General features: G+C 70.3%; 18 protein-coding genes and 1 tRNA gene. 9 read left to right on the top strand and 10 right to left on the bottom strand.

From position 1 onward, the window contains the following. Positions 1 to 92 precede the first annotated feature (92 nt). The 4 genes from EL340_RS06515 to EL340_RS06505 form a co-directional block, all read right to left on the bottom strand. Positions 93 to 797 (bottom strand): response regulator transcription factor, encoded by a 705-nt coding sequence (locus EL340_RS06515; RefSeq protein ID WP_126413931.1) that lies wholly within the window; start codon positions 795 to 797, stop codon positions 93 to 95. A 6-nt stretch (positions 798 to 803) separates the two neighbouring features. Then, positions 804 to 1,832, bottom strand: coding sequence for a sensor histidine kinase (locus EL340_RS06510; protein WP_232023254.1), 1,029 nt, complete (start codon positions 1,830 to 1,832; stop codon positions 804 to 806). Positions 1,833 to 1,869: 37 nt separating this feature from the next. Continuing rightward, the gene (locus EL340_RS15350) at positions 1,870 to 2,238 is read right to left on the bottom strand and encodes a DUF7134 domain-containing protein (RefSeq protein WP_232023253.1); all 369 of its coding nucleotides are present in this window, start codon (positions 2,236 to 2,238) and stop codon (positions 1,870 to 1,872) included. A 176-nt stretch (positions 2,239 to 2,414) separates the two neighbouring features. Next, the gene (locus EL340_RS06505) at positions 2,415 to 3,647 is read right to left on the bottom strand and encodes a cysteine desulfurase family protein (RefSeq protein ID WP_126413930.1); all 1,233 of its coding nucleotides are present in this window, start codon (positions 3,645 to 3,647) and stop codon (positions 2,415 to 2,417) included. Between the two features lie 308 nt (positions 3,648 to 3,955). Here EL340_RS06505 and rbsK point away from each other — a divergent pair, with 308 nt between their 5' ends. From rbsK to EL340_RS06490, 3 genes are all read left to right on the top strand, one after another. Then, complete coding sequence (gene rbsK / locus EL340_RS06500; RefSeq protein ID WP_126413929.1) at positions 3,956 to 4,888, top strand: ribokinase; 933 nt, start codon at positions 3,956 to 3,958, stop codon at positions 4,886 to 4,888. Between the two features lie 110 nt (positions 4,889 to 4,998). Then, positions 4,999 to 6,114, top strand: coding sequence for an NAD(+) diphosphatase (nudC, locus tag EL340_RS06495; RefSeq protein ID WP_126413928.1), 1,116 nt, complete (start codon positions 4,999 to 5,001; stop codon positions 6,112 to 6,114). 124 nt (positions 6,115 to 6,238) lie between these two features. Beyond that, positions 6,239 to 8,359 (top strand): ATP-dependent helicase, encoded by a 2,121-nt coding sequence (locus EL340_RS06490; protein WP_126413927.1) that lies wholly within the window; start codon positions 6,239 to 6,241, stop codon positions 8,357 to 8,359. A 37-nt stretch (positions 8,360 to 8,396) separates the two neighbouring features. Here EL340_RS06490 and EL340_RS06485 read toward each other — a convergent pair whose 3' ends face one another. Together EL340_RS06485 and EL340_RS06480 are read right to left on the bottom strand one after the other, a co-directional pair. Then, positions 8,397 to 9,401, bottom strand: coding sequence for a hypothetical protein (locus EL340_RS06485; protein WP_126413926.1), 1,005 nt, complete (start codon positions 9,399 to 9,401; stop codon positions 8,397 to 8,399). 177 nt (positions 9,402 to 9,578) lie between these two features. After that, positions 9,579 to 10,835: a YlbL family protein gene (locus EL340_RS06480; protein WP_197722358.1), complete on the bottom strand. Its 1,257-nt coding sequence runs from the start codon at positions 10,833 to 10,835 to the stop codon at positions 9,579 to 9,581. Between the two features lie 210 nt (positions 10,836 to 11,045). Between EL340_RS06480 and EL340_RS06475 the strand changes: the two genes are divergently transcribed. Then, positions 11,046 to 12,617, top strand: a complete 1,572-nt coding sequence (locus EL340_RS06475) for a zinc-dependent metalloprotease (RefSeq protein WP_126413924.1) — start codon at positions 11,046 to 11,048, stop codon at positions 12,615 to 12,617. A gap of 44 nt (positions 12,618 to 12,661) precedes the next feature. Here EL340_RS06475 and EL340_RS06470 read toward each other — a convergent pair whose 3' ends face one another. Next, on the bottom strand, positions 12,662 to 13,243 hold the full coding sequence (locus EL340_RS06470) for a PPA1309 family protein (protein WP_126413923.1): 582 nt from the start codon (positions 13,241 to 13,243) through the stop codon (positions 12,662 to 12,664). 265 nt (positions 13,244 to 13,508) lie between these two features. On the opposite strand from EL340_RS06470, the gene EL340_RS06465 reads away from it, so the two are divergent. The 5 genes from EL340_RS06465 to ppk2 all read left to right on the top strand — a co-directional run bounded on the left by EL340_RS06465 (position 13,509) and on the right by ppk2 (position 18,513). After that, a complete protein-coding gene (locus EL340_RS06465; RefSeq protein ID WP_126413922.1) occupies positions 13,509 to 16,688 on the top strand; it encodes a UPF0182 family membrane protein in 3,180 nt (1,059 codons plus the stop codon). Positions 16,689 to 16,808: 120 nt separating this feature from the next. After that, positions 16,809 to 16,885, top strand: a tRNA-Met gene (locus EL340_RS06460). A gap of 121 nt (positions 16,886 to 17,006) precedes the next feature. Further along, positions 17,007 to 17,249, top strand: a complete 243-nt coding sequence (locus EL340_RS06455) for a type II toxin-antitoxin system Phd/YefM family antitoxin (protein WP_126413921.1) — start codon at positions 17,007 to 17,009, stop codon at positions 17,247 to 17,249. After that, on the top strand, positions 17,246 to 17,512 hold the full coding sequence (locus EL340_RS06450) for a Txe/YoeB family addiction module toxin (RefSeq protein WP_126413920.1): 267 nt from the start codon (positions 17,246 to 17,248) through the stop codon (positions 17,510 to 17,512). Before EL340_RS06455 ends, EL340_RS06450 begins: the two co-directional genes overlap by 4 nt. A gap of 161 nt (positions 17,513 to 17,673) precedes the next feature. Next, positions 17,674 to 18,513, top strand: coding sequence for a polyphosphate kinase 2 (gene ppk2 / locus EL340_RS06445; protein WP_126415351.1), 840 nt, complete (start codon positions 17,674 to 17,676; stop codon positions 18,511 to 18,513). Here ppk2 and EL340_RS06440 read toward each other — a convergent pair. The 3 genes from EL340_RS06440 to EL340_RS06430 all read right to left on the bottom strand — a co-directional run bounded on the left by EL340_RS06440 (position 18,510) and on the right by EL340_RS06430 (position 20,074). Beyond that, complete coding sequence (locus tag EL340_RS06440; RefSeq protein ID WP_126413919.1) at positions 18,510 to 19,292, bottom strand: NAD-dependent protein deacylase; 783 nt, start codon at positions 19,290 to 19,292, stop codon at positions 18,510 to 18,512. The genes ppk2 and EL340_RS06440 overlap by 4 nt on opposite strands. 9 nt (positions 19,293 to 19,301) lie before the next feature. Beyond that, entirely contained in the window at positions 19,302 to 19,733 is a 432-nt protein-coding gene (locus EL340_RS06435; protein ID WP_126413918.1) for a hypothetical protein, read from the bottom strand. 125 nt (positions 19,734 to 19,858) lie between these two features. Then, complete coding sequence (locus EL340_RS06430) at positions 19,859 to 20,074, bottom strand: DUF3107 domain-containing protein (RefSeq protein WP_126413917.1); 216 nt, start codon at positions 20,072 to 20,074, stop codon at positions 19,859 to 19,861. Positions 20,075 to 20,132: the final 58 nt, after the last annotated feature.

Raw genomic sequence — 20,132 nt, 5'->3', positions numbered from 1 at the left:
CCGTAGAGCCCAGCGATGTTCATCGTGACTGGTGAAGGCTCTTTTCCAACCGAGGTTGGAAGGTGACGAGCTGATTTCCAACCGGAGGATGCTCAGTCAGGTCGAGGCTCCTCACCCACGCGTACGAGCCCGCTCTCGTAGGCCAGCACAATGAGCTGGGCGCGGTCGCGCAGCCCCAGCTTGTGCAGGATCCGGTTGAGATGGGACTTGACCGTCGACTCGGCCAGGACGAGGTGCTGCGCGATCTCGGTATTGCTCATGGCGCGTCCCACCAGAGTGGCTATCTCCTTCTCCCGCTCGGACAGAGCATCAATGGCACCCGCGTATGCCGGATCTGTCCCGTGCTCCACGGGACCGCCTGAGCCGGTGGGAGCGAACCACCGCTTCAGCAGCCGGCGCGTTGCCGAGGGCGCCACCACCGAGTCGCCACGGGCCACGGCGCGGATCCCTGCCAGCAGCTTGGGCGCCGTCGTGTCCTTGAGGAGAAATCCTGAGGCCCCGGCCCGCATCGCCGCCACGAGATAGTCATCCAGATCGAAGGTGGTCAGGATAAGCACCTTGAGGTCGGGGTGGGTTCCCAGAACCGTGCGGGTGGCTGCGATGCCGTCCAACGCGGGCATCCTGATATCCATGAGGACGATGTCGGGATGGGTGGCCTTCACCATGGACAGCGCACTGACGCCGTCGGCGGCCTGCCCGACGACGCACATGTCCTTCTGAGCATCGAGAATCATACGGAAGCCGGAGCGGACCAGGTCCTGGTCGTCCGCCAACGCAATACGCAGGGGTCGGTTCATACCGGTTCACCTCCCGGGTTCTCGAATGTCGGTCCGCGCGGCCTCAGAGGGAATGCGGGCGCGCACGATGAATCCTCCGTCGGGACTGGCAGCCGCGTCCAGGGACCCACCGACCGCCGTCAGGCGTTGCCGAAGACTCGCCAGCCCCTGGCCCCCACCGGTTCCTGCCGGGGCCGGCTCGTCGGAGAGGCGGGTGCAGGCCGCCGAAGGAGAGACCCCGGTGCCGGCGGAGTCGGGGTGATCGGCAACGGTCAGGACGATCTCGTCGCCGTCCTTGTTATCCCGGTTATCCCGGTGATCGCGGTTGTCCCGGTTATTCCGGTGATCGCGGTTGTCCCGGTACTCCAGCCTCACCTCGACCCTGGCCGCCTCGGCGTGCTTGAGCACGTTGGTCAGGGACTCCTGCGCCGTCCGATAGAGGGCGAGCTGCGCCTGCGCCCCGAGAATGTTACGGCTTTCCTCAGCTCCGCTGTCCTTCAGCAGGTCGTCGAGTCGATCATCCACCCACAGGGTGACCGGCAGGCCGGTCGCGCCCACGTCGTCGACGAGCCCGGGAAGATCAGCGATGGTCGGCACCGGACGCAACGGCGCCTTAGCCACCGGGGCGTCAGGCCGAGAGCCGCCGGAAGCGGAAGGACCCGCCGCGTCCGGTGGCGGGGGAGAGGCCAGAGAACGGGTCAGGCCGCGAGTGTCCGCCAGGGCCGAGCGCGCGGTCGCCCGGATCTGCCCGAGTGCCTGAGCCGCCTGCTTCAGTCGCTCGTCGAGCGGGAGGTCAAGGTCCTCGGCGCCGTCCTCAGCACCGGCCGCCAGGTAGTGACCCGCCTCGGCCTGCACCGCGATCAGCGCCAGGGCGTGCCCGACGACGTCGTGAACCTCCCGGGCGATCTCGTTACGCAGCGCGGCATCGTGCGCCGCCTGCCGCTGCTCCTGCGCGGCCAGGCGGCTGGCCCGCAGCTGGCGACGCTGCGTGATGAACCTGCCCAGGCCCCAGGAGACGGCAGCGACGCACAGCGCGATGAGGGAGGTCTGCGCCATGTCCTGGGCCCACAGGGAGAGTGGGATCGCCCCCAGCTCATCGCGGTTCCAGTCCCACGCGCCCAGCGCGGAGCCGCCGACGACGGCTGCGGCCCACGCGGGCGTGAGCTCCCGCCTGCCCCACCGACCCACGGAGGGAGTACAGGGACATGACAACCGCCAGGTCCGCGGGCAGCGGGGAATCGACGACGCCGAGCTGCAGCGCGCACAGGACGACATGGACGCCAAGAACGGCATCGGGGTGCTCGCGGCGCCACCTCAGCACGATGATCGCCAGCGCGGCGCCGGCCGTGACGCCCCAGGATCTCGTGACTGCCCAGGTGCCCAGGATCGAGGCGCATGCCAGCGCGGCTGCGCCCAGGACCTGCGCGCAGCGGATCACGACGCCTTTGACCTGCCCGAGCATGCCTTCACTATGACAGACGGAGTAGGCCGGGAGGCCACATTCTCGAGATGGTTATCCAGTCGCTTTCCCGGCGTGTCGAGGGACGAATTTCGGGGCGTCTCGTTCTCATCGGGGTGCGGGCTCGGATATCGCGGCTGGAATCTGGAATGCTGAAGAGGATCGCCGATGCCGGGCGTTCAGGCGTCACCGACTCGGCCGGCGTGCGTCACCTTCCAAGCGCGCCTGGCCCCGTCCAGGGCAGCGGGCAGAGCGGCGAGCAGCCGCTCGACGTCGTCGATGCTGGACTCCTGGCCCAGCGAGCAGCGCAGTGTGGAGCGGGCCGGTCCCTCATCGAAGCCCATCGCCAGGAGCACGTGGCTCGGCCGGGCCACCCCGGCGTGGCAGGCCGACCCCGCCGAGGCGTCAATCCCCACCAGGTCCAGTGCCATGAGCAGCGCCTCGGAGTCGGCCTCCTCGAACCACAGGTGCGCCGTGGAGGCCACGTGGTCGGCGTCGTCCGGAAGCGTGGCGTGAGCGCCCGGAAGCGTCCCCGCGCCCTCCAGGAGCCGGCGTCGCAGCGGCGCCAGCCGGGTCTCCTGCTTCTCTCGCTCGGCGACCGCCAGCTCCACCGCCAGGGCCAGTGCCCGGGCAGCCACCACGTCCTGCGTGCCCGAGCGGATCCCCCGCTCCTGACGGCCCCCGCCCGTGACCGGTGTCAGCGCCAGGTCCCGGCGGACCACCAGCGCCCCCACGCCCACCGGCGCCCCCAGCTTGTGCCCGCTTACGCTCATCGCGTCCAGGCCCCAGCCGTGGAAGTCCACTGCGACCTTCCCCAGCGCGGCGACGGCATCGGAGTGGACCGGAACGTACCCGGGCTCATCGGGGCGCTCGGCCCCACTGGCCTCCCGAACGCGCGCCACCAGGGACGCCATGTCCTGGACGATCCCGGTCTCATTGTTCGCCGCCATGACGGAGACCAGGGACGCGGGGGAGCGGCCCGAGCCGGTCGGGGGCGCCACCTCCCGGGTCACCGAGTCGAGCGCCACGCGCCCGGCGTCATCAACCCCCAGCAGGTTCAGCCCCGCCCCCAGCTCGGCCACGGCGGTACGTGCCGAGTCCAGGACCGCCGGGTGCTCGATCGGTGAGACCACCAGCCGTCCGCCCGGCACCGCGCGCGCCCGACCCGAGACCACCAGGGCGTCGGCCTCCGTACCACCGGAGGTCAGCAGCACCTCGTGCGCGTCCACCCCCAGGGCGCCCGCCAGGCGGGCACGCGCCTCAGCCAGGAGCGCCCCCACGCGCCTGCCCGCGGTGTGCTGCGCGCTCGGATTCGCCCAGCCACCGAGGCCTCCGGCCAGGTCCTCGGCGATTTGCTGGGCGACCTCGGGTCGGACCGGGGACGTGGCGGCGTGATCGAGGTAGGTGCGCACGCTCTCAGCCTAGACGAGCCCGTTTTTGTCCAAATGGGACGACTTTGACGCTGCTTTTCTCGGGCTGCGCCGTCCCGTAACGCTCTGACCTGCACAGATGTCAATGCCTCATGATGGGCCCGGCGTCAAAGTCGTCCCATACGGACACTTTTCCGCCGGCCCACCGAACGGCGCCACAGGATAGCCTTGGATCCAGGCCCCAAGCGCTCAGGTCGGACCTGGACCGCAGGCTCCGCCCAGCGCCTCACACCTCGCCCACGATCACACCACCCACATCGGCTCCCGCCGCGATCCTCGGAGAAATCGGTATGCGAACCGGAAAAGACATCGCCGTCATCGGCTCCAACATGGTCGACCTCATCTCCTACATCCGCCGTATGCCCCGCGAAGGCGAGACCCTGGAGGCCCTCGACTTCCACATGGACTGCGGCGGCAAGGGCGCCAACCAGGCCATCGCCGCCTCCCGCCTGGGCTCACGGGTCCTCATGCTCACCCGGGTCGGCAACGACGTCTTCGCCGCCAACACGGTGGACAACTTCGCCCGCAACGGCATCGACACCTCCCACGTGCTCACCACCGATGCATCCAGCGGCGTCGCCCCGATCTTCGTCGACGAGGACTCCCACAACTCGATCCTCATCATCAAGGGCGCCAACGGCCACCTCTCACCGGACGACGTCCGCGGCGCCGAGGACGACATCGCCGCCTGCCGCCTCATCGTCCTCCAGCTCGAGATCCCCCTGGAGACCGTCTACGAGGCGATCGCGCTGGGAGGCAGGCACGGCGTCCCCGTCCTGCTCAACCCCGCCCCCGCCGACCCCGACCTCCAGCTGGAGCGGATCCGGGGCTGCGACTACATCATCCCCAACGAGACCGAGCTCGCCATGCTCACCGGCATGCCGACCGACACCCTCGACGACATCCACCGGGCCGCCGCCGTCCTGCGCGAGACCGGCATCCCCCACGTCATCGTCACCCTCGGCGAGCAGGGCGCCCTGTGGCTCTCCGACGCCGGAGAGCGGCACCTGCCCGGGATACCCGTCACGGCGCGCGACACCACCGGCGCCGGTGACGCCTTCATCGGCTGCTTCAGCCACCACCTGGTGCGCACCGGTGACGTGGAACGGTCCCTGGAGCTGGCCGTCCGCTACTCCGCGGACTCCGTCACCAAACGCGGCACCCAGGCCTCCTTCGCCACTGCCGAGGAATTCGACTCAGTCCTCCAGGACCTCACTGACTAGACCTCGGCGCCGAGGCGAGCGGTCACCTCTGGTACGGGCCTGATATTTGTCTCCTATCGGTACAGGTGTGCCCATGTGCACTTCGCAGCACGGGATGGGAGAGTGAGACCATGCGCACCGATCAGCTCGCCCTGTCCCGCTCCGCCACCGACCGCGACGCCGAGCGGCGCAGCGAGCCCGGGCTGCTGGAGCGCCTCGCCGCCGACCCCGAGACCCGGCTGCTGCTGGTCGACGCCCGTGGCCGCGTCGCCCTGACCGGCCCCGCCATCCACCCCGACCTGCCCGACGACGGCCTCACCCCGCCCAGCCTCATCGGCAGCCCCGGCGCCACCGCCTGGGAGGGCCCCGGCACCCGCAGCGGCTGGGGCCTGCCCGACCTGCGCGCCGGCTACCTCGGAGCCTCGGCCCCCACCTGCTCCCCGGACCTGACCGTCCTCTACGTGGGCCGCGAGCACGACGACGACGGCGCCCCCACCGGCCCCAGCTGGATCGCCGTCGTCGTGCCCCCGGCCCTGGAGGTCCCCGACGCCCCCGAGCCGCCCGCCACCGGCTCCGACGCCGAGGGAACCGCCGTCGACCACCCCGACCTGCGCCGTCTGCTGGAGCGCTACCCGCTCTCCGCCCTGCGGGCCATGGGCGCCCAGATGACCGCCCGCGACGCCGGCCTGGCCACCACCGCCACCGCCCTGGCCGCCTGGCACGCCCACTCCGCCTACTGTCCGGTCTGCGGCGGGCACACCGAGATCATCGAGGCCGGCTGGGCCCGCAGGTGCACCGACTGCACCACCGTGCACTTTCCGCGTACCGACCCGGCCGTCATCATGACGGTCGCCGACGAGTCCGACCGCCTCCTCCTCGTGCGCGGCGCCACCTGGGCGCCCCGGCGCTACTCCGTGGTGGCCGGCTTCGTCGAGGCCGGCGAGTCCGTCGAGGCGGCCGTGGCCCGCGAGGTGTGGGAGGAGACCGGGATGCGCGTGGCCGAGGTCGAGTACGTCGCCTCCCAGCCCTGGCCCTTCCCGCGCTCGCTCATGCTCGGCTGCCGGGCGCGCCTGGCCCCCGGCGAGGACCAGCCCCGCCCTGACGGCCAGGAGGTCGTCGAGGCCCGCCTCGTCTCACGCGACGAGCTCACCGCGGGCGCCGACGACGGCAGCATCCTCCTGCCCGGACCCACCTCCATCGCCCGTCTCCTCATCGAGGACTGGTACGGCGGTCCCGTCGTCAGCTGACCGTCACCCGACCACCGGCCGGCTCCTGCCGCTGCATGGCTGTTACCGTCGCCCGACTGCCGGCCCACAGCCACCGACTTCTTGTCGCCGATTCCTGTCACCGACCCGTGGCAGGCTGGTCCCGATGAGCCCGACCACCCCCCGCCCCGCCCCGGCCGCCCCGCCGACCCGCCGACCGAACGCCCCGCTGGATGCAGGCAGCCTCCTGGAGGCCCTCGACCCCGACCAGCGCGAGGTCGCCGAGCACCTCGAAGGACCCCTGTGCGTCCTGGCCGGGGCCGGCACCGGCAAGACCCGGGCCATCACCTACCGCATCGCCCACGGCGTGGCCACCGGCGCCTACCAGGCCACCCAGGTCCTGGCCGTCACCTTCACCGCCCGCGCCGCCGGCGAGATGCGCTCGCGCCTGGCCGACCTCGGCGTCCCCGGTGTCCAGGCCCGCACCTTCCACGCCGCCGCCCTGCGCCAGCTCACCTACTTCTGGCCCACCGCCATCGGCGGGCGCCGCCCCGACATCCAGGCCCACAAGGCGCCCCTGGTCGGCGCCGCCGCCCGCCGCCTGGGCCTGCCCACCGACCGGGCCACCGTGCGGGACCTGGCCGCCGAGGTCGAGTGGGCCAAGGTCACCATGACCCTGCCGGAGGACTACGCCCAGGCCGCCGTCGCCGCCGGACGCACCGGCGTGGCCGGGCAGGAGGCGGCCACGGTCGCCCAGGTCCTGTCCCTCTACGAGGAGGCCAAGAGCGAGCGCGGCGTCATCGACTTCGAGGACGTGCTCCTGCTGACCATCGGCATCCTCCTGGACCGCGACGACATCGCCTCCCAGGTGCGCGGCCAGTACAAGCACTTCGTCGTCGACGAGTACCAGGACGTCTCCCCGCTCCAGCAGCGCCTGCTGGACCTGTGGCTGGGGCGGCGCCGCCAGCTGTGCGTCGTCGGCGACGTCTCCCAGACCATCTACTCCTTCACCGGCGCCACGCCCGCCTTCCTCACCGGCTTCACCACCCGCTACGAGGGCGCGCGCACCGTGCGCCTGAGCCGCGACTACCGCTCCACCCCGCAGGTCGTCTCCCTGGCCAACCAGGTCCTCTCCCGCTCCCGGCGCGGGGGCGGCGGCCTGCACCTGCCCGCCGGTGCCGTCGAGCTGGTCGCCCAGCGCCCCAGCGGCCCCGCCGTGCGCTTCAAGACCTACGACGACGACATCGCCGAGGCCGAGGGCGCCGTCGCCCAGGTGCGCCGCCTGCAGGCCGCCGGGGTCCCCCTGAGCGAGATCGCGATCCTGTACCGCACCAACTCCCAGTCCGAGGTCTTCGAGCAGGCCCTCGCCGGCGCCCAGATCGGCTACCTCGTGCGCGGCGGCGAGCGCTTCTTCGAGCGAGAGGAGGTCAAGCGCGCCATGGCCGTCATCCTCGGGGCCGCCCGCACCGAGAAGGCCACCCTGACCGGTGACCTGGGCCTGGACGCGCGCACCGTCCTGTCCCGCGAGGGCTGGAGCGAGGAGCCGCCGGCCCCTCGCGGAGCCGTGCGCGAGCGCTGGGACGCGCTCAACGCGCTCGTGTCCCTGGCCGACGAGATGGCCCAGACCCGCGGCGCCGACCTCGACGCCTTCCACACCGAGCTGCGCGAGCGCGCCGACGCCCAGAACGCGCCCACCGTCGAGGGCGTCACCCTCTCCTCCCTGCACGCCGCCAAGGGCCTGGAGTGGGACGCCGTCATCCTCGCCGGCGCCTGCGAAGGCCTGCTGCCCATCTCCCTGGCCGAGGGCCAGGCCGCCATCGAGGAGGAGCGCCGCCTGCTCTACGTCGGCGTCACCCGCGCACGCGAGCACCTCATCATCTCCTACGCGCGTGCCCGTAGCGCCGGAGGCCGGGCCGCACGCAAGCCCTCCCGCTTCCTGGACGGCCTGTGGCCCACCGCGCACGGCGACCGAGCCGCCTCCCGGCGCCAGAACCGTCAGAGCGCCAAGGAGCGCGCCCGGCAGTCCGCCGCCGACTTCGAGGCCAGCAACGACCCGCGCACCATCGCCCTGTTCGAGGAGCTGCGGGCCTGGCGCTCCCAGATCGCCAAGGAGCGCTCCCGGCCCGCCTACACGGTCTTCGCCGACGCCACCCTGCGGGACATCGCCGTCGTCAAGCCCACCAGCCTGCCCCAGCTCTCACTCATCCGCGGTGTGGGCGCCACCAAGCTCCAGGAGTACGGAGGACCGGTCCTCGCCCTCCTGCGGGACTTCGAGGCCGGGAGCTGAACGGCGCCCCTTACCGGACCCTGCGGTCCGGTAAGGCTCACAGCCGTGAGCACAGGCACTCGGGGTGGCGCTCCCAGGACCGCGCCCGCCCCAGGGGCTCCTGACCGGTGACCTCGACCGAGTGCGTCGCCCACCAGGCATCGGAGCCGCTGCCCAAGGCTCCGCCCGCCTCAGGACGGTTGGCAGTAGCGTCGTCTGCAGCCTCCGCAGCGCCGTCGACGGCGCCCGTCCGTCCCAGGAGCGTGTCGATGACGGCCCGGGCCGTCAGCGCTGCCGCCTCGTGCAGGGCCAGGTGCTCGACGTCGGGCATGGGCAGGGTGCGCATCTGCGTGGCCAGCGCCGGCCAGCACGGATCCGCGTCCCGCTCCCACAGGTCCAGGCAGGTCGAGCACAGGCCGCCGCGCCCCAGGACCGGGCCGACACGCACCCCGGCCTCGCCGACGACGACCGGAAGGTGGACAACATCCTCCTGGGCGAGCCTGCGGGCCAGCAGCGGCTCCACCACGTGCGCATCCACTGTCACCATGACATCGGGGCGGGTGCGCAGCGGCGCCCGCGTCCGGACGGCGGGGAACCGCGCCGACAGGAGCGGCTCCAGGCCGCCCTCCTTGGGGGAGCGGGTGGACAGGATCGTGCCCACCCCGGCCTCCGCCAGCCACAGGGCGGTCTCCTGCGCCAGGGCGCTGATGCCGTGGACCGCCAGGACCGCCTGGGCGAGGGCTGCGCCGCGGCCCCTGGCATCGGCACCCAGCCGGTCCCAGTAGACGCCGTCGGCCCCGCCGAGCTCGCTGGTCGCGGAGGAGACCAGGACACCCTGGCGCTCCAGGTCCTCGACGATCTGCCGCGCCCGCGTCACCGGCACCCGGCTGCGCCGGGCCGCCCGGTAGACGCCACCAGCCTCCAGGCTGCGTGCCAGCTCGTCGAGCAGCCGCTGCTCGGCCAGGCTCAGGTCACTGACGATGGTGCGTCGCCCCGGGCTCGTGCCGATCTGGCTGACGCCCTGCTGGCGCCACAGGATGGCGCACCCGCCTCGAATACGCATTTGTGCCTCCTCAAGCCCTTGCGGCGTCGGCGAGGGGACACCGGAACCCCTCGTCCTGACAGCCCTGGCGACAGCGCCAGGACCTGAGCCGAGAGTGGCATGAGCCGGCCCGGGCAGCCAGAGGCGGTCACGAGCCTGTGGATAACTCTCGCGGGCCGGGCGTCGGTCGCCTGGTGGTCACTGGGCGGAGCAGGTCGCCAGGCCGGAAGTGTTGCCCGACGCGATCGCCTCGGTGGCGGTAACGGCCTCGTGCAGGGTGCTCACGGCGAAGACCTGCATCCCCTCGGGCTCGTGGCCCTTGACCTCGTCGCAGTTGCTCGCCGGGGCCAGGAAGAACTTTGAGCCGGAGTTGCGGGCCCCGGCCATCTTCTGCTGGATGCCTCCGATGGGGCCGACCTGACCATTCATGTCAATCGTTCCGGTCCCGGAGATGTCCTTGCCGCCGGTCAGGGACCCGGGGGTGATCTCGTCGACGACCCCGAGGGCGAACATCATGCCGGCGCTGGGACCGCCGACGTCGGACAGGCCGAAGGTGGCCTCCACCGGACTGTCCACCGAGATCTTGAGACTCAGCCCCAGCAGGGACCCGGTCGTGCCCTCCTGCGGGGCGATCGTGGTGAGCGCTGCGTTCACCTGCTGCTCGCCGCGGCGCACGCCGAGCGTGACCCGAGTGCCCTCCGGGATCGTGGTCATCAGCTCACGCAGCTGGGAGAAGGAGGTGATCGTGGTGGTCTGGCCGCCCTCGGGCGTGATGGTCTCCAGGACGTCCTCGGCCTGGATCTCGGTCGAGGTCTGCTGCTCGGTCACCTCGGTGACGGTCAGGTGCATGGCGCCGGCCATACCGGTCTCGATGAGCGCGGCGATGACGGCGGAGTCCTGGGAGGCGGTCATCTGGGCCTTGCCGGTCTCCTCGACCTGCTCGGCGCTCTGGTCCTGGGGGCACACCTCGTTACGGTCCACGATCCGCTTGTCCGCCGAGAACCAGGCGGCGACGAGGTCGGCGGTCGTCACCGGGTAGCCGGGGCAGCCCGACACCGAGACGGTCGTCATCCGCAGGGCGCCCTCGGTCGGATAGGTCTCGGTGCCCGTGACCTTCAGGACGTCCTGGTCCGACGACGAACCGTTGTCCAGCACGTTCCAGGTCGGGCCGGGGGCCTCGATGACCGCGTTGACCGGCACCACGAAGACGGCGACGATCAAGGCGACAACGAGGACGAACGTCCCGGCGGCCGCGGATCGCCGCAGCATGCGCCGACGGCGTTCCTCCCGGGGGGTCCGGGAGGTCTCCGTGCTCGGCGTGTCCGTCCGCTCGGCCCGACCGATCTGGTCCTCGTCATCTGCCCGGGTCCCCCGGGGGCGGTCGGGGCTGACCGAGTCCACCGCGTCGGCGGCGTCGTGCTGGTCTGGGTGCGTCACGCGCTCATCATGCGACATCTTCCTGGGGAAGGCGGACAGTTATCGATACGAACCTGGCACGAAGTCGACACAATGACGACACGGCCTCGACCGACGTCGTACCGGGACGGCGACGGGCACGCCGTGGGCGAACGGAACATGGCCCCCGCACAGGAATGGGTGCGACCATAAGGCCGTTACAGACGATGTCCAGATGAAGTCCCAGGACGACCCGGCGAGAGGAAACCCGTGAGCGAGGACGCCTTCGACGAGCTCGAGAAGATGCTCGCATCACTGTTCGGCGAGCAGATGGCCTCAGACGCCGTCGGAGCCCTGCGCTCCTCCGGAGTGGACCCCAGCTCCATCACCCAGATGCCGGGTGTGGGGGACATCTCCCAGCTCAGCCCCGGCCAGCTGCTGGCCATGCGCGCCCAGTTCCAGCAGATGTTCTCCGCCTCCACCGCCGAGCCCGTCAACTGGCAGATGGGCCAGGATCTGGCCCTGAGGCAGGCGCGCGGCGACGGCGACCCCACGGTGACCGCCGCGGTCGCCGACTCCACGCGCCAGGCCCTCCAGGTGGCCGACCTGTGGCTCGACACCGCCACCGAGCTCATGCCCGCCCCCGGGCAGCGGGAGGCCTGGAGCCGCAGCACCTGGGTCGAGCGCACCCTGCCGGTGTGGAAGGACGTGTGCGCACCCGTGGCCGAGGCCGTCACCACCGCCCTGGCCCGCACCCTGGAGAAGCAGATCCGCGACATGCCGGCCGAGATGGAGCAGGCCGCCCAGCAGATGGGGGCGCTGGGATCCATCATGCGCACCATGGCGGGCACCGCCTTCGGCCTCCAGATCGGCCAGGCCATCGGTGAGCTCGCCAAGGAGGCCCTGGGGGCCACGGACACCGGCCTGCCCCTGACCCGCGAGCCGGGCACCGCCCTGGTTCCCGCCAACGTGGCCGCCTTCGCCGAGGGCCTGGAGGTCGACGAGGACGAGGCCCGCATGTTCCTGGCCGTGCGCGAGGCCGCCACCGCCCGCCTCTACGCCCACGTGCCGTGGCTGCGCGGGCAGGTGCTCCAGGCAGTGGCCGCCTACGCTCGCGAGATCCGCATCGACACCGAGACCCTGGAGTCGGCGGTGGCCCAGGTGGACCCCAACGACCCCGACGCCCTGCGCGAGGCCCTTGAGAGCGGGCTGTTCGCGCCTCAGGAGACCCAGGCCCAGCGCGAGGCGCTCGAGGACCTGGAGACGCTGCTGGCCCTGGTGGAGGGCTGGGTGGAGGTGGTCACCGCCCGTGCGGCCGCACCCCACCTGCCCCACCTCATGGCGCTGGCCGAGATGATGCGTCGGCGCCGTGCCCAGGGCGGGGCCGCCGAGCAGGTCTTCGCCCGCCTCATCGGCCTGACCTTCCGTCCCCGCCGGGCCCGCGAGGCCGCCGAGCTGTGGGCGCACCTGGGCGCCCAGGCCGGCGACGCCGAGCGCGACGCCTTCTGGAACCACCCCGACGTCATGCCCACGGCCTCCGAGCTCGCCAACCCCAAGGACTTCCTCACCATGCGGCGCATGGCCCAGGACATCGACGCCGAGATCGACGCCGACCTGGCCTCCCTGCTGGACGGCACCCTCGGGTACGCCGAGGGCGCCAAGGAGGCGGACGAGAACAGTCCCGAGGGCCTGGGGGACCGGGTCCCCGGCCCGGCCGACCCCGCCGAGCTCCCGCAGGATCCCGGCGAGCCCGCGACCTCCGACGACGCGGACCACCGCGACCGGCCCGACGAGGCCGACGGCTCGGACGGCTCGGGTCCGGAGGGGCCGGCGACGGCCTGAGACGGGCGGGGCCCAAGGAGCGGCGTCGGCTGCCGCAGGAGCGGCTACAGGAAGGTTGTCGTCAGCGCCTCGACCAGGCCGGGCACCAGCTGCTCGCCCTGGTAGACGGAGGCATCGTCGTCGTGGCTGCGTGAGCGCAGCGCGCACCAGGACTCCCCGCTGCGCAGGACCCCCACGACCATGCGGATGTCCTCACGGTCGGGGCGCGCCCGGAGGAAGGCGAGGCGCTCGGCGGCGTCGGTGAGGGCGTCGGCCTCCTCCTGAGCCGCAGGGGGCAGGACCAGGCGCTCGACGCTGATGGCCGCGCCGTGGACGGACTCGGGCCAGGCGAGCTGGGCCAGCAGGTGCTCCAGGTCGGCGGCAGCAGGCAGCCCCTCCTGCTCCACCACCATGAGCAGCTCGGGGTCGCTGCGGGCCTCCTCCACGGTGGCGGCCTCCAGGAGCTCGGCGACGTCCGGGTCGGCCGCCAGCGCCTCGGCGGTACGCACCAGGGCGAAGACGCGCACCGGCTGGTCCCAGCCGAAGGCCGCCACGTGTGCCTCCGTCTCCGTCACCGCGCGGGCCAGGGCCCGGCCGTGAGGAGAGGCGGATCGGTCCTCACCGGGGGCGCTGACATCGTCATGCATGTCGTCACTCATTCCGTTATCGTCTCACCGGCGGTGCCGTCGGCTCCAATGACACGGTTGACACGGGTGACGCAGTGGGCACGGCCCCGCTCGCTCGGCCTTCGCGTCGCGACTGCTCGGAGTCGGTTTCTCCGCCCGGAGAAGGTTATGGGCGTGTAGCGGTGTGTGGGACGATGGCCCGAGCGGCCCTTCCGGCCGATGGCGCCGCGCTCAGCCGCCGTGCGCGAGGCCGCGCCACCACGTACGTCAGACAGGGAGCAAGATCGTGAGCACCACGCCCGACGACGAGTCCCGGGACTCCTCCTCCGAGGAGTCCTCGAGCAAGCCCTCCGGCTCGTCCCGGCAGAGGAGATCCGGGGACAGCACCGGTCTCTTCGGACTGGGGCGCATGGGGCGAGGAGGGACTCGCCCGCCCCGCACGCCGCGCAGCAGGACCGGGCGGCGTCGCCCCGGACCCCTGGCCCTGACCATCTCGATCGTCGCCGCGATCGCCGTCATCATCGGCATCATGTCGCAGGTGTGGACCGAGGTGCTCTGGTTCAGCCAGATCGGCTACGCCCGTGTGCTGTGGACGCAGTGGATCGCCGCCATCGTCCTGTTCCTGGTGGGGTTCGCCGTCATGTTCGGGGCCGTCTTCGTCTCCATGACCAGGGCCTACCGGGCCCGGGAGATCGGGATGCCCGACGACGAGGCCACCCGCAACCTCGAGGCCTACCGCACGGTCATTGAGCCCATGCGGCGTCGCCTGACCTGGGCGGTGCCCGCGGTGCTGGCCCTGTTCGGGTCGGCCTGGGAGCTGGCCCCCAGCTGGCGCGAGGTCCTCCTGGCCTTCAGCTCGCAGTCATTCGGCGTCAAGGAACCCCAGTTCGGGATCGACATCTCCTTCTACGTCTTCATCCTGCCCGCCGTGCTGACGCTCGTGTCCTTCCTGTCCGGCGTCGTGCTGTTCTCCGGGGTGGCCTCCGTCGTCGTCCACTACCTGTACGGCGGCATCTCGGTGGTGCGCAAACCCCACTTCACCAAGGCGGCACGCATCCACCTGGCGGTCTTCCTGGCCCTGTACGCGGTCATCCGGGCGGTGGGCTACTGGCTGGGACGCTACAGCGCCCTGTACGCCTCCAACTCCAAGTTCGACGGGGCCAACTACACCGACGTCAACGCGGTCATCCCCGCCAACGCGATCCTCGCCGCGATCGGGCTGGCCGTGGCGATCCTCTTCATCGCCTCCGTGCGCTCCAGCTCCTGGCGCCTGCCGATCATCGGCGTGGCCGTCATGATCGTCTCCTCCCTGGTGGTGGGGACCGCCTATCCGCTGGTCATCCAGAAGTTCGTCGTCGACCCCAACGCCCAGCGCCAGGAGGCCCAGTACATCCAGCGCAACATCAACGCCACCAAGGCGGCCTACGGCCTGGAGGACGTGGAGACCACCAACTACGAGGCCAAGACCGAGGCGTCGGCCGGTCAGCTGGAGCAGGACGCCGAGTCCACCGCCTCGATCCGTCTGCTCGATCCGGGCCTGGTCTCACCGACCTTCCAGCAGCTCCAGCAGAACAAGCAGTACTACTCCTTCGCGAACCGTCTCAACGTGGACCGTTACAAGGTGGACTCCGCCAGCCGGGACACGGTGATCGCGGTACGTGAGCTGAACCTGTCCGGCCTCGGCGAGGGCCAGCGGACCTGGGTCAACGAGCACACGGTGTACACCCACGGCTACGGCGTCGTGAACGCCTACGGCAACACGGTGGCCTCCGGCGGCTACCCCTCCTTCTGGGAGGGCGGCATCCCGTCCAAGGGGGACCTGGGAGAGTACGAGCCCCGGATCTACTTCGGCCAGTCCTCGCCGTCGTACTCCATCGTGGGCGGCAAGGACAACGGCTCGCCCCGCGAGCTGGACTACCCCGACGACGAGTCCAAGACCGGCCAGGTCAACACCACCTTCTCCGGCAACGGCGGACCGAGCGTGTCCAACCCGCTCAACCGGCTGCTCTACGCCGCCAAGTTCCAGGAGCCCAACATCCTCTTCTCCCAGGAGGTGCGCGAGGGCTCCCAGATCCTCTACGACCGGAACCCGGCCGATCGCGTCTCCAAGGTGGCCCCCTGGCTGACCCTGGACAAGAGCCCCTACCCGGCCGTCGTCGACCACGACGACAACCCGGCCACTCCCAAGCGGGTCATGTGGATCCTCGACGGCTACACCACGACGAACAACTACCCCTACGCCCAGCACGAGTCGCTGGCCCAGGCGACGGCGACCGCGGACGGTCAGGGCGGGCTGCTCGGGGCTCCGGAGGAGTCCAACTACGTGCGCAACTCCGTCAAGGCCGTCGTTGACGCCTATGACGGATCGGTCAAGCTCTACCAGTGGGATGACAAGGATCCGATCCTCAAGGCCTGGGAGAAGGTCTTCCCCGGATCGGTCACGCCCATGAGCCAGATGAGCGCCGACCTCATCGCGCACATGCGCTACCCGGAGGACCTGTTCAACGTGCAGCGCACCATCATGGCGAGCTATCACGTCAACGACGCCGCGGAGTTCTACTCCGGTGGTGACTTCTGGAAGATCCCGGACGACCCGACCACGCCCGGTCAGGACCAGCAGGCCCCCTACTACCTGACCCTCAAGATGCCGGGACAGGACCAGGCGAGCTTCTCGCTGTCCAGCGCCTACATCATCGGCGGTAACACCAACCGCAACGTGCTCACCGGCTTCCTCGCGGTGGACTCCGAGACGTCCCCGGGTACCGGGAAGAAGGGCGAGCGCAGTGCGAGCTACGGCAAGTTGAGACTTCTGGAGCTGCCACGGTCCTCGAACGTCTCAGGGCCCGGTCAGGTGCAGAACATCTTCGACTCCAACCCGGCGGCCTCCACGACCCTCAACCTGCTCTCCCAGCAGGGCTCCCAGGTCATCAAGGGCAACCTGCTGACGCTACCGGTGGGAGGTGGTCTGCTCTATGTCCAGCCGGTCTACGTCCAGTCCTCCTCCGGCACGCAGTACCCGCTGCTGCGCAAGGTGCTCGTCTCCTTCGGAGACAACGTCGGCTTCGCGGACACCCTCTCGGAGGCGCTCGACCAGGTCTTCGGCGGCAACTCCGGGGCGACGACGGGGGAGCAGGCCGTCAACGGTGATGCCGGTGCGGCCAACGACACCAACGAGACGACCGACGGCAACGATCCGACGGCGGGCGGAGGAGCGGCGGCCTCACCGGCACCCAGCGCCGCGCCCACGGCCTCTGCGAGCGCACCGGCGTCCTCGTCCGCGGACCCGTCGGCCGCGGGAGGAGACCCGAAGGCGGAGCTCAACCAGGCCCTGTCGGACGCTCAGACCGCGATGAGCGACTCGGACACGGCCAGGAGCAAGGGTGACTGGGCGGCGTACGGCGATGCCCAGAAGCGCCTCAACGACGCCGTCAACCGGGCCATCGCGGCGCAGCAGAAGCTGGGCTGAGCGCGCTCGGCCGGCCGCATGAGGGCGTGCCCTGCGACCCGCCTCACCGGGCGGTGAGCAAGGGCACGCCCTCGCTATTTGCTTTGAAGACGGGGTGGCACCTAAGGTTGGTGTCACCGACGCGGGGTGGAGCAGTTCGGTAGCTCGCCGGGCTCATAACCCGGAGGTCGCAGGTTCGAATCCTGTCCCCGCTACCACTCCAGAGGAGCCCAGTCCTTTTCAGGACTGGGCTCCTCTGCTTCGTCGGTTCCGCGATCGAGGGTTATCGGCGTGACCGTGGCGCTTGAGGATGCGTACGTCATCACGTACGCTTACGGTGTGACTGCGATTCCTGCTACCGCCGCTCGTTCTCACCTGTATCAACTCATTGATCAGGTGAACGAGGAGTCTGAACCACTGGTCATCACTGGGAAGCGCGGTAACGCCGTCCTGGTAGGGGAGGAGGACTGGCGGGCGATTCAGGAGACGCTGTTCCTGGAGTCGGTCCCTGGCATGATGGAGTCGATCCGAGCTGCCCGAGGCGAAGGCCTCGAGGCAGGATCAGAAGAACTTGTCTGGTGAGCTCATGGCGGATTGTGTTCTCTCGCCAGGCGCAGAAGGACGCGAGAAAGTTGGCCGCTTCGGGGCTCAGGCCTAAAACGGAGAAGCTCCTTGACCTCATGCGGGATGATCCTTTTACCAGGCCGCCTCGTTACGAAAAGCTTGTGGGCGATCTATCGGGATGCTACTCACGGCGCATCAACATTCAGCATCGACTCGTCTATGAGGTGTACGCCGATGAGAGGATCATTCACGTCTTGAGAATGTGGACCCACTACGAGTGACGGGCGTGTCCGTCCTGCGCAGGTTGCCGATCTACGGGGGCGGCATGAGCCTTCGGGTGAGAGGGCGGCGCCTGTATCTCCCCTATTGACACGTTCGGGGGTGGCCGCGCCGCTGGGTGGGATCTGTGCGAAACTCAAGCATGGCAAAGAAGCACCCCACCATGGACCGTTCCCTGTACGAGGCCGAGCTGCTGCGACTGCAGGCGGAGCTGGTCGAGATGCAGGAGTGGGTCAGGGCCACCGGAGCCCGCGTCGTCGTCATCTTCGAGGGCCGCGACGCGGCCGGCAAGGGCGGGGCGATCAAGCGGATCACCGAGTACCTCAACCCGCGTGTTGCGCGCGTGGTCGCGCTCCCGGTCCCCACTGAGCGCGAGCGCACCCAGTGGTACTTCCAGCGCTACATCGCCCACCTGCCCGCCGCCGGTGAGATCTGCCTGTTCGACCGCTCCTGGTACAACCGCGGCGGCGTCGAGCACGTCATGGGCTACTGCACCCCCGAGGAGCACCGGCGCTTCCTCCAGCAGTGCCCGGTCTTCGAGAGGATGCTCGTCGACGCCGGTCTCCTGCTGCGCAAGTACTGGTTCTCCGTGCCCCAGAAGGAGCAGTACAAGCGGTTCAAGTCGAGGATGACCGACCCCATGCGGCGCTGGAAGCTCTCACCCACCGACCTGGAGGCCCTGCCCCGCTGGGAGGACTACTCGCGCGCCAAGGACGAGATGTTCGTGCACACCGACATCGACTCCGCGCGCTGGCACGTCGTGGAGTCCGCGGACAAGCGCAAGGCGCGCATCAACATGATCCACCACCTGCTGGAGTCCATTCCCTACGAGCACGTGGAGCGCCCCGAGATGAAGTTCCCGAAGAAGCCCTCGTTCCCGTCGTCGGGCTACCGCCGCACCGACCGGACCCTCCAGCACGAGGTGCCCGACTACGCGGCCACGCTCAGTCAGGCCGAGGCGCCCGAGCGCTACGTGGACCGCGAGGATCAGGGGATCGGCTAGGGTCGGTGCCCCGTGTGCTCCAGCTCCTGGAAGACCTGGCCGACCGGCTCACGGATGATGAGGTCGGCGCGGGAGTCGTAGGGCGTGGGGGTCGCGTTCATGAGGACCAGGCGCTCACCGGTGTAGTAGTCGATGAGGCCCGCCGCCGGGTAGACGACCAGGCTCGTGCCGGCCACGATCAGCAGGTCCGCCTCCGAGATCGCCCGGACGGCGCTCTCGACGACGTCGTTGTCCAGCATCTCGCCGTAGAACACGATGTCCGGGCGCAGCACCGAGGCGCACTCCGGGCAGCGGGGAACCGCCCCGGAGCGGGCGCCCTCGACGTCGGACAGCGAGAAGCGCTCACCGCAGCCGGTGCAGATGAGGCGCGACCAGTTGCCGTGGAGCTCGAGGACCCGCTCGGAGCCGGCCCGCTGGTGGAGCCCGTCGATGTTCTGCGTGACCACGGCTGACAGCTTCCCGGCCCGCTCCAGGTCGGCTACGAACCTGTGGGCGGCGTTGGGGGCCACGCCCTCGCGGGCGTTCTCCTGGGCGAACCACTCCCAGTAGGCCTGCGGGTGCACGGTGAAGAAGTCGATGGACAGCACCTGCTCCAGGGGGATCTCGCGGTCCTGGTGGTAGAAGCCCGTGGCGCCCCGGAAGTCCGGGATGCCCGACTCCGTGGAGACCCCGGCGCCGCCGAAGAAGACGATGCGTCTGGACTCCTCGATCCACTGGGCGAGCAGGCTCCGCTGGTCGGGTTGGCCGGGGTGGCCGGGTTGGCCGTCCTGTTGGTCCATGCCTCCAGGCTAACGCCGGGCGTCGATCCGGCAGGGGCAGAGACGGAGCCCGTCATGGCGCCAGACGAGGTACAGGCTCAGCGCTCCGGTGAGGGTTGACAGCGTCCCGGTGACATAGCGCTCGAAGGCGCTGGTGGTGATGAAGAGGTTGAACACCGAGGCGATGAGCAGCCACAGGGTCGAGGCGTAGACGATGGCGCGTGCGGTGCGTTCCTGCAGAGGACGTCGCAGCAGGCCGCCGTACCTGAGGTAGGCAAGGGCGCAGGCGGACCAGGCCAGGAAGAAGGCCAGGTTGACCGGCCTGAGCAAGGGAGGGGAGACGGTGTATGCCCCGCCGAGAACGAACCGGCCCAGGGGAAGCCCCAGAGCCAGCAGCAGCTGCAGCACGCCGTTGGTGAGGAAGGAGACGGCGCACACGGCCGCAATCGTGGGTGACCTCATGAGAGGGACTGTACCGACCCGTCGACGTCGTATCCCCTGCATCACCCCTCAACGCTCCGTTATGCGACGGTGCCGCCTCCCGGGAGAGGGAGGCGGCACCGTCGTCGAGAGACAGCGGCTCAGGGTCAGATACCGAAGCCGACTCGGCGGGGCTCGGCCTCGCCGAGCTCGATGTAGGCCAGGGACCCGGCCGGGATGAAGACCTTCCGGCCCTTGTCATCAGTGAGGGTGACGGCCTTGGTCTTGGCGTCGGCCACTGCGGCCAGCACCTTCTCCTGAGAGTCGGAGGTCTCCAGCGAGAGCTCGCGGCTGGCGTGCTTGATTCCGATCGTGACCTGCATGGGACTCCTTCGCATCGTCTGTGTGCCGTATTGAGCGGCGTGCCGCCCGTCGGGGAGA

Origin of the sequence: Actinomyces viscosus (genome assembly GCF_900637975.1) — a bacterium.
Taxonomy (GTDB): domain Bacteria; phylum Actinomycetota; class Actinomycetes; order Actinomycetales; family Actinomycetaceae; genus Actinomyces; species Actinomyces viscosus.
Note: the sequence above shows the minus strand (reverse complement) of the source record. Positions and strands in the feature narration are given on the sequence as shown.